Annotated in this window: 14 protein-coding genes; 2 read left to right on the top strand and 12 right to left on the bottom strand. The window is 50.3% G+C overall.

Annotated features, from left to right (window positions below; translation table 11 throughout):
* Positions 1-188 precede the first annotated feature (188 nt).
* Positions 189-1,955: a hybrid sensor histidine kinase/response regulator gene (locus BQ6873_RS15415; RefSeq protein WP_076593442.1), complete on the bottom strand. Its 1,767-nt coding sequence runs from the start codon at positions 1,953-1,955 to the stop codon at positions 189-191.
* Positions 1,956-2,087: 132 nt separating this feature from the next.
* On the opposite strand from BQ6873_RS15415, the gene BQ6873_RS15410 reads away from it, so the two are divergent.
* Together BQ6873_RS15410 and BQ6873_RS15405 are read left to right on the top strand one after the other, a co-directional pair.
* Entirely contained in the window at positions 2,088-2,699 is a 612-nt protein-coding gene (locus tag BQ6873_RS15410) for a response regulator (RefSeq protein WP_076593441.1), read from the top strand.
* A gap of 292 nt (positions 2,700-2,991) precedes the next feature.
* Positions 2,992-3,213, top strand: coding sequence for a hypothetical protein (locus BQ6873_RS15405; RefSeq protein WP_076593440.1), 222 nt, complete (start codon positions 2,992-2,994; stop codon positions 3,211-3,213).
* A gap of 97 nt (positions 3,214-3,310) precedes the next feature.
* On the opposite strand, the gene ggt (BQ6873_RS15400) is transcribed toward BQ6873_RS15405, so the two are convergent.
* The 11 genes from ggt (BQ6873_RS15400) to BQ6873_RS15350 form a co-directional block, all read right to left on the bottom strand.
* Positions 3,311-5,005 carry a gamma-glutamyltransferase gene (gene ggt, locus BQ6873_RS15400; protein ID WP_076593439.1) on the bottom strand — a complete coding sequence of 565 codons (1,695 nt, stop codon included), beginning with the start codon at positions 5,003-5,005 and terminating at the stop codon, positions 3,311-3,313.
* Positions 5,006-5,203: 198 nt separating this feature from the next.
* On the bottom strand, positions 5,204-5,764 hold the full coding sequence (locus tag BQ6873_RS15395) for a DUF1097 domain-containing protein (RefSeq protein WP_076593438.1): 561 nt from the start codon (positions 5,762-5,764) through the stop codon (positions 5,204-5,206).
* A gap of 32 nt (positions 5,765-5,796) precedes the next feature.
* Positions 5,797-7,113, bottom strand: a complete 1,317-nt coding sequence (locus BQ6873_RS15390; RefSeq protein WP_157889176.1) for an amidohydrolase family protein — start codon at positions 7,111-7,113, stop codon at positions 5,797-5,799.
* A 24-nt stretch (positions 7,114-7,137) separates the two neighbouring features.
* Positions 7,138-8,730, bottom strand: a complete 1,593-nt coding sequence (gene ggt, locus BQ6873_RS15385; RefSeq protein WP_083664485.1) for a gamma-glutamyltransferase — start codon at positions 8,728-8,730, stop codon at positions 7,138-7,140.
* Between the two features lie 120 nt (positions 8,731-8,850).
* Positions 8,851-9,495, bottom strand: a complete 645-nt coding sequence (locus BQ6873_RS15380; RefSeq protein WP_076593436.1) for a response regulator — start codon at positions 9,493-9,495, stop codon at positions 8,851-8,853.
* Positions 9,492-10,556, bottom strand: coding sequence for a PAS domain-containing sensor histidine kinase (locus BQ6873_RS15375; protein ID WP_076593435.1), 1,065 nt, complete (start codon positions 10,554-10,556; stop codon positions 9,492-9,494). Before BQ6873_RS15375 ends, BQ6873_RS15380 begins: the two co-directional genes overlap by 4 nt.
* A gap of 40 nt (positions 10,557-10,596) precedes the next feature.
* Complete coding sequence (locus BQ6873_RS15370; protein ID WP_076593434.1) at positions 10,597-12,000, bottom strand: patatin-like phospholipase family protein; 1,404 nt, start codon at positions 11,998-12,000, stop codon at positions 10,597-10,599.
* A gap of 279 nt (positions 12,001-12,279) precedes the next feature.
* On the bottom strand, positions 12,280-12,708 hold the full coding sequence (locus BQ6873_RS15365) for a universal stress protein (protein WP_076593433.1): 429 nt from the start codon (positions 12,706-12,708) through the stop codon (positions 12,280-12,282).
* Positions 12,709-12,743: 35 nt separating this feature from the next.
* Positions 12,744-13,436, bottom strand: coding sequence for a TerC family protein (locus BQ6873_RS15360; protein WP_076593432.1), 693 nt, complete (start codon positions 13,434-13,436; stop codon positions 12,744-12,746).
* Positions 13,437-13,567: 131 nt separating this feature from the next.
* Complete coding sequence (locus tag BQ6873_RS15355) at positions 13,568-14,983, bottom strand: sensor histidine kinase (RefSeq protein ID WP_076593431.1); 1,416 nt, start codon at positions 14,981-14,983, stop codon at positions 13,568-13,570.
* Positions 14,958-15,647, bottom strand: coding sequence for a response regulator (locus BQ6873_RS15350; RefSeq protein ID WP_076593430.1), 690 nt, complete (start codon positions 15,645-15,647; stop codon positions 14,958-14,960). Before BQ6873_RS15350 ends, BQ6873_RS15355 begins: the two co-directional genes overlap by 26 nt.
* Between the last annotated feature and the right edge of the window lie 238 nt (positions 15,648-15,885).

Below are 15,885 nucleotides of genomic sequence, written 5' to 3'. Positions count from 1 at the left end.
TCAGCTACTACGTTGGTAGCAAGCATCTTTTAGATGCTCTGGTGCTTTAATAGTTTTATGGAAAAATTTCTTTGTGTGAAGAATTTCTCTACTACCAAATCAAGACCATGAGAGCTTAAACGAACTTTTAGCACAGACAAGGCAGAAAAGCCTGTCTAACGACGTAAATGATCAAACTGCGCGAGAAATTAGTGTGAATCTCGCAACAAGTTATACAACAACTCCGGCTCCAGGGGTTTATGCAGTATCCGTAAATGTGCTTGTGCAATCCGATTGATACTCTCCACCGAGGTATCGCCGGTTATCACCACTGCGGGAATATCGTAACCAGCCGCTTGTCGAACAGCTTGCACGACATCGATCCCGCTAATGTTTTCCGCCAGACGGAAATCACTCAAAATCAGATCAAATAGTGGTCGTCCCTGGGATCGATGTTGTTCGACCGTCTGCAGTGCCTGCTCCAATGAAGAGACGGCAAATACTTGATGCCCCCACGACGATAACAATAAACGCATGCTATCCAGCACGCTGGCATCATCGTCTATCACCAAAATGTTTTTTGATGCTGCGCCAGATGCTTGCGCTATCGTCTTTTCTTCAACGACTGACTGTGTGCCATGAACCAGCGGCAGCCAGACAGAAAATACCGAACCTTTACCTAAAACAGAACGCAAGCCTATACGCACACCCAGCAAATCAGCCGTGCGCTTGACGATAGCCAAGCCCAAACCCAAGCCATGCTCACGTCTGCGCGCAGCATTTCCGATCTGATAGAACTCACCAAAGATGAGTTGTGACTGTCCCTCTGCAATACCGATACCGGTATCGAGCACCTGCACTTCGACAAAATTGCCGCGCCTGCGTGCACCCACCAGAATTTTCCCGCTCTCGGTATAGCGCAATGCATTGGAAACAAAATTGGCCAGAATGCTATGCAGTAATACACGATCCGTCTGAATCAGCAGCGATGTCGGTCTGACGATGAAGCGTAACTTCTGCTCTGCTGCAACGGCAGAAAATTGCTGATCTATGGTCTCCAGCAATTCCTGCAAATCGAATACTTCGCGCTTCACCTTGACCGCACCAGCATCCAGTTTGGAGATATCCAACAAGACATCCAGCAATTGCACCAAGCCCTTTAATGCCGCTTGCAACTTCGTCGCAATATTACCGACGTCTTCAGTGCGTATAGCTGGCGCATTACAGAATGCACGCAAGGTTGCTATATACAAACCAAGTGCATGTGTAGGCTGACGTAAATCATGACTGGCGGCTGCGAGGAATTGTGACTTGGAACGACTGGCCGATTCGGCACGCTCCTTCTCTTGCCGCAATTGCGCGATCAGCTCTATGTTCTCGAAACGCAGGGAAACTGCTTCGCGCACAGTGCGATGGAAGTTGCGGCTATAAGCCAGATTAACGCCCAGCAAAAACAGCGACAACACGCCCAGAACCGAAAATAATGCGCCGCCATAGATAAAAGAGTGCAACGCGAACGGCAACACCGTCGGCAAGGCAAACGCGTAATACGCCGGAGGAAAAGAAGATTGCGATGCGACCGATCCGCCCGTCATACCGGACAAAAGGATGCAGATAAACACGGTCACTACCGTGCTGTCTGGCGAGAAGAAAAAAATACCGACCGAACCCCACAAACAACCAGACAAACCAGATAACAATGCATATTTCCATGCACGTCTATGCGCCATCTCTTCTGGCTGCGACACGCGTAAATCACGACGCACAATCACGATACGGATGGCAGTCAGACTGAAAATCGCAGCAGCCCATGTGAGCAACATCGCGCGATCAAGTTCGCTCCACAGCAGATAAACCGACAATACAACCACTGCAACATTGCCGAAAAAAATAGGCGTGGCCTGCCTATACAGGATATTGATCAGTTCATTGAATATGCGTTTATCGACCGCAGATGCGGCGTGATGATTATTCATGCGCGTCTCTTTTTAGAAGCACGGTGATGGATAGAGCTACCTTCGCAGTGTAATATCTAACCATTATTTCCATGCAACAACTTAATCACCGTCGGCAATTGCCTGTTGTTACAGTTGCCCAGCATTCACATCATGACAAAAATCGTAATCGCAGAAGATCACACACTGATCCGGGAGGGATTGAGATCCTTGCTGGTGCAAGTGCCTGATATCGATGTTGTTGCAGATACCGGCAACGGTGCACTGGTAGAGCAATTGCTGTTGCAAACGCAGGCTGACTTTTTGTTGCTCGATCTCGACATACCCGGTTGTCATGGCATTGCATTGACAGCGCGCATCAAGCAACAACATCCTCATATCAAAATTCTGATCCTGACCGGATCGACGGATCATGTCAGTGTGCGACAAGCCTTTGCTGCCGGCGCAGATGGTTACCTGCTTAAACTCGAAGACAGTAGCGAATTACTGGAGGCGATTCCAACCGTACTCAGCAACAAGCGCTACGTCAGCAAATTACTCGGCTCCATCGATCATTTTCTACAAGACACAGATCAAGCAGTCACACCACGCGAACAACAGATACTAAAACTGATTGCTTCAGGAAAATCAACACAAGAAATTGCCGATGCACTGGCACTCAGCGTATTTACTGTCCGCAAGCACAAGCAAAATCTGATGGCGAAACTCTCCCTACACACGGCAGTTGAACTGGCACGTTACGCACTAAATCAAAGCAACACCTGATCGTGTGACATGACATAAGAGATGGGCAGTTAATGGCGGCGAGAATATCAATGTCCCAAAAGCAAGTAAATACTGTAAATGCAGTAGTCGCCGGGAGCGCCCAAGGATGGGATTGTTCGGAAAACAGAAAGGCAATCTTAACGAAATCTTCACGCCAGGCTTAGGTTTCAGCCCTAAAAATGATTTCAAAATATTTGCAGAAATGCGTCAACCGCATTATTTGGCTGGCGTTATGTACGTACGAACCGAAAATACGGTTCGCACTATTTCCTAAACTTTAGAGAGCACTCAAATGAATAAATTAATCGCTGCCCTGGTTGCCGGTCTGTTTGCCTCCACCGTTTTTGCACAAGCTGCTGCTCCAGCACCTACTGCTGCCCCAGCTGCTGCGCCAATGGCAGCAAAAACAGAAGCTAAAGCACCTAAGGCTAAAGCACACGCTAAGAAACACAAAAAAGCTAAAAAAGCTAAAGCAGCCACTGCTGCTCCAGCTGCAGCCCCAGCTGCTAAGTAATTCGCAGTAACTAAAAAAGACAGGCTTGCCTGTCTTTTTTTATTGCCTGGTCAGACCGGATACTGACCGGGCAAGTTTTTTTCTGCTGTATTTGTATTTACACGCCTAAAGCTCTGCCATCGCTCCTCGGATCATGCGCGCCTGAAAAAGTCCCCGTCTTTTGATCGATCACAATTGCTCCCGGATGACCGGATAAAGGGCTTTGTGCCGGAATGACACTCATTTCATGTCCACGTCGTGCCAGCTCTTGAAACACTTGCTCGCCCGCATCCTTCTCCAGTTTCAAAGAGTCTCGCGTATCTGAAAAAGTTTTCCCTAGCAAGAAGCGCGGTTTCGACAATGCCGTCAACGGATCCATGTTGTAATCAATCATTCTGGTCAGGATAGTCGCCAAGGTTTGTGGCTGCCCATCTGCACCCTGCGTGCCATACAAAATATGTGGTTTATCGTTCTTTAGATACATACCAGGATTAAGTGTATGGAATGGACGCTTACCCGGTTGCAACACATTCGGATGATCCGGCTTCAGACTGAATGAAGCGCCGCGGTTATGCCACAAAATGCCGGTATCACCCGCCATCACACCACTACCCCAATCGAAATAAACCGTCTGCAACATCGAGACCGAATTGCCTTGTGCGTCAGTCGCACCGATATATACCGTGTCACCATTCTTGAAGACATGCGGCCATGGCAATGCCTGTTTCATTTGTATGCCACCAGCGAGTTGATCGAGATGGGCTTTGGACAGTAATTTTTCTGAAGGTACCTTCACGAATTCCGGATCAGCCACATACTGATTGCGATCGATAAACGCGCGCTTCACCGCTTCGACTACGACGTGATAATAGTCCGCACTGCCCTCTGGAATATTCTTCAAATCAAAACGATCGAGTATGCCCATGATTTCCAGCGTCGTAATGCCTTGCGTCGGTGGTTGATTCGCCAGCAAGATGCCATCGCGATACGCAACGCGTAACGGCGGCTCTATACGCGCCTGCGTTCTTGCCAGATCGGATGCCGTCAATGGGGAGCCAGCATCTTTCAAACCTTTGGCAATTTTCTCGGCCAATTTGCCATCATAAAAATCGCGATAGCCACGTACTGCCAACACTTCCAATGTATCGGCCAATTGCGGCTGCTTGAAGAGCTGCCCTTCTTCCGGCACTTTGCCGGTGATCATGAAGTTGCTGCGCACGCCGGGCAGATCGGCCATTTCCTTTTGGCGGAAATCCATCCAGAACCGTTCTGATGGCGATACCGGAAAGCCGTTACGTGCAAAACCGATGGCCGGCTTCAACAATTCTGCCCAGCTCTTGCTACCGGCCAGTTCCTTGTTGCTGATATCGAAGGCTTTGCCCAAGGTGTCCACATTGGCTGCCGTCGTCAGCATCGAGCCGGGACCACGCACCGGAATCGTACCGCTGTACTGCGGTAATACCATTGGTGCCTGACCAATGCCAGACAAGGTTCTGACCTTGCCATTGCGATCGCTGATGATCATGAAAGCATCACCGCCAAAGCTGGCGAAGTGCGGATAAGTCACACTCAGACATGCAGCAATCGCAATCGCTGCTTCAATCGCATTACCGCCCGACTTCAATACATCCAGACCAGCATTAGTAGCTAGCTCGTGCGGGCTGGTCACCATGCCTTTGGTTGATGTAGCCAACACACTTTTTGGCCTGGCTTCCAAAGCCATCGATAGCGGTGTCATCGAACCCAAAGCCATTGCGCCTGAAGCAGATAAGAAATCTCTTCTCGTCATATCGTGGAAAATTTTGTTTTTCATTTTGTCTCCGTAAAAATTCGTGTGACAAGGCGCACACCAACACTGCGCCGTGCAACGTATGTGAACTTGTCCAGCAAGAGAAAATACGTAGCGAGATACGAATACGTATTCGCGCTAAAAAATCCTCTATCTTGATTTCGTAAAGACGAAAAAAAACACCGCTAAGCTAAGTGAGCTTGGCGGTGTTTAAAGGGAGATTTAGGCTTTTTGATGTGCGTGGTTATCGGCCTTGGTATTCGAAGCCGTAGGGAAAGTATTTTCCAGTGGCACGTGACGATGCGAGAAGTTCGCTGTGATCCAGGCATAGATAGGACCAAGGAAGCTCATCACAAGCACGACACCAAGTGCGGACAAAGGATCTTTAGGAACCGGACCAAAGCCGCCAAACATCGTGGCGAAGAAGGACGCGAAACCGAAGAACATACCTGGTACAAAACTAATCGCAGGGAAGCGTGCCAGCATGATCATGCCTGCGTTCAAGCAGAACAGAATCACACATTCTGCGATGAGCAGACTGTTACCGGAAAGATTTTTCGAAGCGATACCAAAACCGGTAACAACCAGAAAACCGGTGATGGAACCAATTGGAAGTGTCGGCCAGATACGTTTCAAATTAGCCGCAGTCGGACCGCCCATGGCAAAAGTGCCTGCCCAGCTGATAAAGATTGCCCAGACTGGCAAGTGCCAAGGCAGTTGCGCCATGAGTACGGTGGTGACTGCGAGTAAGGATGCTACAACTGCGTGTGGTGGCTTTTTCATGCTTGTCTCCTGATGGTTTAATTAAATATTTATTATTTGGCGCTGGCTGTTTCGCACACATGGTCCTTTGCACCATGATCGTGTGCGCCACAACAACCGTGACGATGTATCGTGCTTTTATGCTGAGTGACCACGGTTATTTTTCCGCGTTTAATCACCCAGGAACGAGCAGGAATATCGAGCAAGGCATCGGCTACCTGATAGGTATCCAGAATCACCAGATCGGCCTGCTTGCCAACCGCAAGGCCGTAGTTGTCACCGATACCGATGGAGCGTGCGGCATTGATGGTGCCCATATCCAGAACCGCTGCCTGATGCGCAGGCGTACCAAAGGAAATAGCGTGCGCCAGCATATTGCCGATGACCAGCATGTCCGCTTTACCGAATGGTGTGAAGGCATTGCGTATATTGTTGGATGAGTAGGCAACGTTGACGCCCGCTTCATTCAGAGCGCGTACCGGCGTCAAACCGCGACGGCGATTCTTTGCATCATTACGACCACCCAGATACAGATCAGTAGCAGGCAAAGTGACGATGCTGATATCGGCCTTGCGCAGCAATTCGATCACTGGTTTCAATTCATCCGGATCGAGCGAGCCGAGACTGGTGACATGGCCGAGTGAGACTCTGCCTTGATAGCCAGTATCGATCGTTTTTTGCGCAACGTAAGCTGTCGAAGCAAAGCGCTGATCGCTCGCATCATCAGAAAAATCTGCGTGAAGATCAATAGGCGCATCATATTTTTGCGCCATCTCGAACACGATGTCGATATGACGCTTGGTGTCTTCCCAAGTCAATTCGTTGTATGGACAGCCGCCGACGACGTCAGCACCCATGTTCATCGATTTTTCCATCAAATCGATAGTACCGGGCGATTTGATGATGCCTTCCTGCGGGAATGCAACGATCTGAATATCCATCAGATCCTTGTATTCATCGCGCAGCTCAAGCACTGTTTCCACACCGATCAGACCTTGAATCAAATCAACGTCAGGATGGGCGCGCAAGGCGACCGTACCGTTTTTCACAGCCATATCCAGCACTTGGCGTGAACGATCCAGTACGTCCTTGCGTTCCTGTTTGCTCTTCAGGATGCCGGTGACGCGGATCGCTTCTTCCAGCGTGCCGAGAACAGGCGGTAAACGTCTATGCAGGAATGCTTTTTCCAAATGCATATGCGGCTCGACCAAGCCAGGAATAACAGCTCGGCCTTCTGCATCGATTGCATCTGTCGCTGAGGCTTTAATGCCTTCTTCTATTGCGACGATCTTTCCATTTTTGATACCAATGTCCATCAGTGGTTTGTCATCCCACACACGCACATTGTGTATTAACAGGTCCATCTCCATAACCATCTCCTCTGGATGAAACAACTAAAAACCTAATGCAATTCCTTCGCCACGCGGATCTGCTCCGCCTTCAAAGAACTCTGACCACGGCCCTGGCAAACGAATTGCCTGCGCAGTACCCATACGCGGGAACGGCCACTGCGCCGCTTCCACCGGATGTCCTTGCTCACGCAAGGCATCAAACGTTGCTTCCGGTGCTGCAGATTCCAACAACAACTTGTTCGATGTATCGCCCCACGAACGTCCGTACAAGACGCGTGGTGCGTCAATGGCTTCTTGCACATTCAGGCCGAAATCAACCACACGCGTCGCGACCGAAGTCTGCGTCTGCGGTTGTACTTCGCCGCCTTGCGTGCCATAGACCATGTAAGGCTTGCCATCCTTGAACAACATGCCGGACATCAGCGTCGATGCGCTTTGCTTGCCTGCCTTCAATACATTCGGGTGATCCGGTTGCAGCGAGAAGAAGCTGCCACGGTTTTGCATCAGCACGCCAGAGACAGGATCGGTCACGCAGGCGCCAAAGTCGAAGTACAAGCTTTGCACCAGACCAACTGCGTTACCGTATTTGTCGGCGATGCTGATGAAGGTGGTGTCGCTACCGCCTGGGCGATTTTCATGTGTACGTTTGGTATCGGCCAGCCACTCTGCACGCTCGGCATTCGCCAGCTTAGGGTCAAGCAATTCTTCAATCGGAATATCGGAAAATTCAGGATCAGTCAGATACTGATCGCGTTTATTGAATGCCCATTTGATTGCCTGAATCATCGCGTTGTAATACTCAGGCGAATTTTCATCCAGACCAGACAAATCGATACCGTTGAGGAAATTCAAAATCATCAAGCCGGCTATACCTTGCGATGGGGGCGGTACCTGATACGCTTGAAAACCGCGATAAGTCGTCGAGATCGGTTGCACCCACTTGGCGCGGTATTGATGGAAATCGTCCAACGTCAGCAAGCCGCCTTGGCTCTTCAGATAATTGACGATGGAGTGTGCGGTGTGTTCGTAAAAATGGCGTGTGCCGTTTTTCGCAATGCCTTCCAGCGTATCGCCCAATGCAGGCTGCTGCAGGCGTTCACCCGGTTGATAAGCATTGCCGTTCTTCAGGAAAATTCCAGCCGAACCAGGATCTTGACGGAACACATCGGCATCATCGCTAATCCAACGGCTGATATCTTGTGTGACCGCCACGCCTTCACGTGCATAGCGTATCGCCGGTGCCAGCAAACGGGTTAAAGGCATGGTACCGAAACGTGCATGGGCGAGGCCCCAGCTATCCACTGCGCCGGGTACAGTGATCGCAGCACGCGGACCACGATGCGGGATCGCATCCATGCCCTTGTAATCGTCAAGCGTAATGTTTTGACCGCAGGTGCCGCTACCGTTCAGCGACGACAGCGTATTCGATTTGGCATCGTGGATCATCCAGAATGCATCACCGCCTATGCCTATCATGTGCGGCAACACGACACTCATGGTGGCGGCTGCGCAGATTGCAGCATCGACTGCGGTGCCGCCCTCTTTCAACACATCTAGTGCTGCCCCGGTCGCCAGATAGTGGGCGGTGGCGACCATGCCATTTTCGGCATAACTGACTGGGCGGGTGGTTCTCATCATTTCTCCAGGAATCGGGTTCATGGAAGATGAGCATAGGGATCAATTGCTCAGGTGGGAATCGGGATTACCTGATTCGCATCTAGGGATTTTCCTAGATGATTTCATCCTGCTCACAGCTCAATCGTATCCCTCATTGATCAAGCCGTGTTTTAAGGCGTAATACACCAGATTGGCCGTGGTAGCGGCTTCCATTTTCTGTAAAACAGCCGCTTTGTGGGTACTGATGGTTTTATTGCTAAGTGACAATATTTTGGCAATATCGTTGACCGAATTGCCTTCGACCAGCATGTTGAATATCTGAAATTCGCGTGCCGTCAGCTTGGTATGCGGCAAATCCTGTTCCGGCTTGTGCAATTGCTTGATCAGCTTGGCTGAAATCTCTGGCGAAACAAAAGTACCGCCCTCCGCCACCTTGCGTATGCCTTCGATCAACTGGCTGGAAGCGGTGTTTTTCGTGATGTAACCAGATGCACCGGCACGCATCGCCTGCACTGCGTACTGGCTCTCTTGATGCATGCTCAACACCAGTATCGGCAAATCAGGTTTGACCGCATTGATCTGCTGTATCAAGGCGATACCACTCTTGCCCGGCATGGACATATCCAGCACCAGCACATCGATCTTGAGCGTTCTGATCTTTTGTAAAACTTCTTCGCCATCAGACGCTTCGCCCGCTACCGCCATATTCGATACGAAAGAGATAATTTGCTTCAAGCCATCTCGAATGATGGCGTGGTCATCGGCGATCAGTATTTGTATCATTTTCCGTCTCCTGAATCGCTGGCTGCTACCTTGGGAATACGTACCTCTATGCTGGTACCTGAACCTAGCCTACTCTGAATTTTCAATTTTCCGCCAAGCATGAATGCGCGCTCGCGCATGCCGATCAAGCCCAGGCTATCTTCGCGCGAACTAACGTGATCGAAGCCTTGTCCATTGTCAGTCACCTTCAATGTGACAACGCCTTTCGTTTCCTTGAGCGCCACAACGACTGAAGTGGCGCGACTATGCCGACTGACGTTAGTCAACGATTCTTGCAGTATGCGAAAAATCGCCGTGCTGATATCGCGACTGAAAGCCAAGGGCGTCGATGGCAAGCTCAACTCGTAAGTAATTGGATTACGTTTGGCAAACGATTCCAGCAGCCAGTCAATCGCCGATGGCAAACCCAGTTCATCCAGAATCAGCGGACGTAAATCAGCTGCGATGCGTTGTACCGACTCCACCGTCGAATCGGCAATTTTCTTGAGCGCATGTACATTCTGCAACCACTCATCATCCTGCATCTCGCGTCGCGTTTCGATCACGCTCAAGCCTATGCGGATCGCAGTCAGGGATTGCCCCAACTCGTCATGCAACTCGCGCGAAATACGTGTGCGCTCCTCTTCGCGTACCGATTGCAGATAGGCCGATAGTTCACGCAATTGACTACGTGATTCCAGCAAATCTTCCTCGGCCAACTTTCTGTCGGTGATATCGCGAGAGATGCCGGTAGTACCTATCACTTCGCCCTGTTCATTACGAATCGGCGTCTTGATCGTGTCGTACCAGCGCAACGTACCGTCTTCGGTATAACGCCATTCCTCATAGCGCAGACGCTCACCCTGCTCCATCACACGTTTATCGGTATCGATGTACTCACGCCCCCAATCGGCAGGCCAGACATCCAACGGTGTTTTATTCAGAATCTCGCTTTCAGGCAAGCGACAAGCAGCGATAAACGCATCGTTGACCAGAATATAGCGAGAGTCTTTATCCTTCAGCCATGCCTGGTCGGGAATATTGTTCAGAATCGCTTTTTGCAATTCATCATCCTTGCTCATACGCCCTCTGCTCTTAATCGAATCGGAATAAGTATGAACTTCAATCGCTGCGTTCAGCGGAAATATCTTTCAACAATCTACGGAACTCAGATGAATTCTGCATCAATGTCGTTGCCGCCGACCTCAATTCCCTGATGGTCTTTTTAGGAAGATACAAGGAGGTCGGTACATTAAGCAAGGTTTCCCTTTCGTCTGCATCGACGATATTCTTCAGTGCAATATTGACGTAATAGACAGATGGTTCCGGCGAATTTCTCGCCTTTGCCTTGGCTTTCGCCATCTCTTGCCAACGCTCGATAGACGCTTGCATCGCACGTTCAGACTCTTGCGTATAACGCGCAATCGGGATGTCACCAATCGCACGAATTACATCTCTAAAGCCAGGTACATCAGGACTTTGATCAATCGTATGCTCAGGATCATTCTGTGCATTGACGACGATCACGACCAGCTTGTTCATTTCCGTCAAACGGAAGTCCTTGCTTACCTTGTCGCTACCAATCAACGCTTCCATATCAAGGATGCTGCGTATGCTGAGGTTGTCAGACAAGCCGCCATCCAGCAAATGAATATACGGACGCTTGCTGCGATCAAGATAGCTGAATAGCTCCTCCGTACGTGCGCGTGAGGATGCAGCACTTCTTGTTTTCGCCTTATTGGATGCGGCAGCCTGCACTGCATCCGGCACAGTAAAATTACAGCTGCCGGCGTAATTCCATAAGGTCACAGGAGAAAACACCAGCGGCACTGCGCTCGATGCAGCGACCGCACGTGCAATCGGGAACTTGCTCAAGTCGGAACAAAGAAAATCGAAGGATTCCTGTATGAAATCAAAGCGGCCACCCGACGACATATCGGTCGCGCTGATGATCACGAACGGCCCTTTGCGCTTATTCACCAAATCGTCAAAGGTTGCCTTATTGAACAAAACTTCATCCAGTTGTTCTTCCAGCAGATCGGAGCGACCGAAACGCGGCGAAGTCAGACGCCACTGATTCGAGAAAGAAATGATGCGACTGACGATCTTGTCCTGAAAATCCAGATTCAGAAAACGATCATTGAAATTCTTCAGTACGCCTTCACCGTGCAAACCGTAATACGCAGCCAGAATGGAACCACCCGACACGCCGTAGACTAGATCTACTTCGTCGAACAAGCGTTTCTTCTTTCCATCCTGTACAAATTTATTACGCGCCAATTCTTCCAACACGCCATAGCCTAATGCCGCCGACCGCGCACCGCCACCGGAAAACATCACCACCACGAACATCTTGCTGGCACCCGGCTCAATATTGACGGAATCAATGCTGTAACCGTAATCGGGCTTGTAAGTCTCTAAAGGTGCGTTGATGTTGTACTGCACCAGGCTGCTGCAACCACTCATCAAGGCGGCAAGCGCAAGCAAGGTAAGCAAGCGCCACGACTTTGAACGTTTATATGTCATTGTTTTTACAAGTTAGTTGAGCAGCGCCAGGAATATGGCGCAAAGCGATCAGGTAGAAAAATTCTCTTCAGCATTATATCGATGGCTGAATCGAGCATCATGCCTAAGAAAAAAACGTCGCTTTTCTGCACTTGCAAGGGAATAGTCGTCATGTGCGGCACTTGCCAACACACATAAAAAAGGGTCCGACCAAGGTCAGACCCAAGAGACTCAGCTTGAGGACTGAGTCCGATACACACTCGTTTCCTGCGCTGCCATTAGAAGGCAACGCACATCGGATTAGTACACTTCGCTGATATCGCAGCTTCCTTCTGCACCTATCAACTGACGCAACTGACTGCCCACAGAACCCATACCGATATTTTCAAATACGCTTCTATGCTTGGGCACCACAATCTGATCGCAGTGATGCTCACGCGCAAACTGCACGATGCTCTCTGCTTTGTGCCCGACCACAATGCGCTCCTGATGCGGCACACCGGCTGCATCCAGCTTGTCCATCATCGGCTTCAAGATCTCCATGCCGTTTTCTTGATGGAATTCGGCAATCTGCTTGCGGCTGATGAAGCGTGTAATGAATTTGGAAATCGGCGTTTGTACATTCAACAAGAACAGCGTCACAGGTTGTGTGCGATAGCGTTCGATCACATGTTTCACTGCGCAATCGATATCACCACTGTCATTGATAGGAACCAGTACGTTAGTCATTTTCAGTCTCCTTTTATCTGCCGAAATGGAAAGGCTTAACCTTCGCTAGGCACTGCGACTGCATGTTTGGACGCAAGGAACTTCCCGCAGCCGATCACAATCAGGACGCCCAGTAGTGGAAGTGCTATTTCCAGATAATGAGCATTGGCGATAAAACCTTTGAGAGCTGGATCTTCCACAGCCATTTCGCCAGCGACATAGCCGAGCAAACCGGCGCCAAGCGTGACGATGATAGGAAAGCGTTCCATCAAGCGCATCAGCATCGCGCTGCCAAACAGAATCAGTGGAATCGTGATGACCATACCGACGAACAGCAAGCCCATATGACCATTCGCTGCACCGGCCATGCCGAGCACGTTGTCCAGACTCATGACGATGTCGGCGATGATGATGGTTTTGACTGCGCCCCAAAAATTTTCACTGGAGTTGATGTCGCCATTTTCTTCCTCAGGCAACAGCAATTTGATACCTATCCATAGCAACAGGATCGCGCCGACCACTTCCACGTAAGGAATGGTCATCAAATAGGCAGCAAAAGCGGTCAGTATCGTCATCAAGATGACGATGGCAACGGTACCGATCAGAAAGGCATTTCTTTGTTGCTTGGGTTCGAGATTACGGCACGCAAGTGCAATGATGACGGCGTTGTCGCCGCTCAGAAGAATATTGATGATGACGATCTGGAAGAGCGCCACCCACATGGTTGAATCGCTTAACGTTGCAAGCATTTCTGTCTCCTTCTATGGTTATTGTGAAAGCCATTCCATAGTAAAGATCAGCGCTTACGCTGTACTTTCGCGAACATTACATTCAGCTTTCGCGAATATTACAGAATTCTTACAACGACTATAAAAGTGAGTTAAACGCTCGCGTGCGAGACGGGAAAAGAGACAGTAAAAGTATTGCCCACGCCATCGACATCGTCTTCCAAAGTAATCGTCGCCTTATGCAAGGTGGCGATCTCATGCACGATCGCCAGCCCGAGGCCGCTACCCTCTTCATGCGAACCAAGCAAGCGATGGAAGCGTTCGAAAATGCGCTGACGCTCATCGACAGGAATCCGTGTACCGTCATCGCTGACCACCAAATGCGCACCATGTTCATCCGTATGCACACGTACCGTCACACGACCACCAGGCGGCGTATAGCGGATTGCGTTATCAACCAGGTTGTTGATCATCTCCGTCACGCGTGCTGCTTCGCCATTCAACAACACAGCTTGTTCGGCAGTTTCGAAACCCAGATCGATCTGCTTCTTGTAAGCCAGCGGCACCCATTCCTGCGCGGTGCGCAAGGCGAGTTGATTCAAATCGAAAGGCGCGAAATTGGCGGCCACATTATTTGGTTCATTACGCGCCAGCGAGAGCAGTTGCGACACCAGACGCGACAAACGTTCTGCGCTCGTATAAAGATGGCCCAAAGCTCGTTTGACTTGCGCTGGATCGGTTTCACGCAAGGCGAGTTCTATGTGCGCCTTCAAACCGGCGACTGGCGTACGTAACTGATGCGCGGTATCGGCAATGAAGCGCCCCTGAAAACCAAGTACACCATCGACACGTGTCATCAAATCGTTCACCGCGCCAACCAAAGGCTCGACTTCACCTGGTACGTTATCAGCGGCGATGGGACTGAGATCCAGATGCGAACGCATGCCGACCTCCTGCTGCAATTTGCGCAGTGGTGCCAAGCCATGCGCCACACCACGCCAGATCAAAATACCGGCAATCAAAATCAACAAGACCTGCGGCAGTATCAATTGCATCAGCAGTTCGCGCTCGTGACGATCACGCTTGATCTGCGTCTCGGCGATCTGAATCATCACCACTTCCTCTGGCGGTTGCAGCAAAGGTTTGCCACGCAAGAGTGCAATACGCACAGCTTGGCCTTCTTGCAGCACGCCATCGTAATAGGCCGTTTCCTTGCCGCTCTTGATGGTTTTATGTATCGGCAATGTAGGATCGCCGGCGATGAGTTTTCCATCGACTGTGCGTATCGCGTAATAGATCTGATCTTCCTTGTCGAGCAAGAGCGTGCGCTCGGCATCGGGAGATAAATCAAATCCTAGTCGGCCGTTCTCGCGCGTGACGTGCAAGAGCATTTCGCGTGCGATCTCATTTAGCTCAACATCGTATACATCGTTGGCGACATGACGCACGACAAAATAACTGCCGACGATATCGATCAGCAGTATTAGCGAAAGTGGGACTAGTACCAGACGCAGCAATCTGCTGCGCAAGGTTGGATTGGAATCAGATTTCCTGGCGTTCGATTTCACCGGATTTTTCCAGGAGATAACCCATGCCGCGTACGGTACGGATATTGATGTTGTAGGGTTCCAGCTTTTTGCGCATGCGATGTACATAGACTTCAATCGCATTGCTGCCGCCATCGTCACCCCAGCCGAACAGTCTATCTATCATCTGCTCCTTGGTGACGACCTGTCCCTGGCGCGACAGCAAGACTTCAAACACAGCCAGCTCGCGCACCGACAGTTCTACCGGCTGATCGTTATGAAACAGGCGATGCGCCTCCAGATCGAAACGCAAACCACCATGCGTCAAACTCTTCCCGGCATCGAACTGACCGCGGCGTATCAGCGCACGTACACGCGCTTCAAATTCCGGCAGATCGAAAGGCTTGGTCATGTAATCATCGGCACCCAGATCGAGGCCGGCAACGCGATCATCCAGCGTATCGCGCGCGGTCAGAATAAGAACTGGCACGCGCGACTTGCGTTCACGCAAACGACGCAGAACGGTTAAGCCATCCATCTTGGGCAAGGCGATATCCAGCAAGACCAGCGCATACGCATCGTTACTCAATGCGCTATGTGCATCCTCACCGTTATCGACGTAATCAACGGTATAACCCGCCTGACTCAAGGCACGCGTCAGTGCAGCAGCAAGTACGGCATCATCTTCGACGATCAGAATACGCATAGGAAACGATTACATCCTGGTGAGGTGTGACTTCTAATCGACATAACGGCAGCCCGCTACAGGCTAGCATGTCTGTCATGCACGACAGCATAAGGATAGAAAGGAAAGATGTCTAGCGAGCAAGTTCGTAGCACTACTGCAAAGACATATAGCCACACTCTGCGCTGATCACGACGAATAAAAAATTATGATGGCTCCTGCTTAGCCTATTCAGAATAACAATAAAATTCACTCTTTC

Source organism: Herminiimonas arsenitoxidans (genome assembly GCF_900130075.1).
Lineage (GTDB): Bacteria > Pseudomonadota > Gammaproteobacteria > Burkholderiales > Burkholderiaceae_D > Oxalicibacterium > Oxalicibacterium arsenitoxidans.
This window is presented reverse-complemented; position numbering and strand designations above follow the sequence as displayed.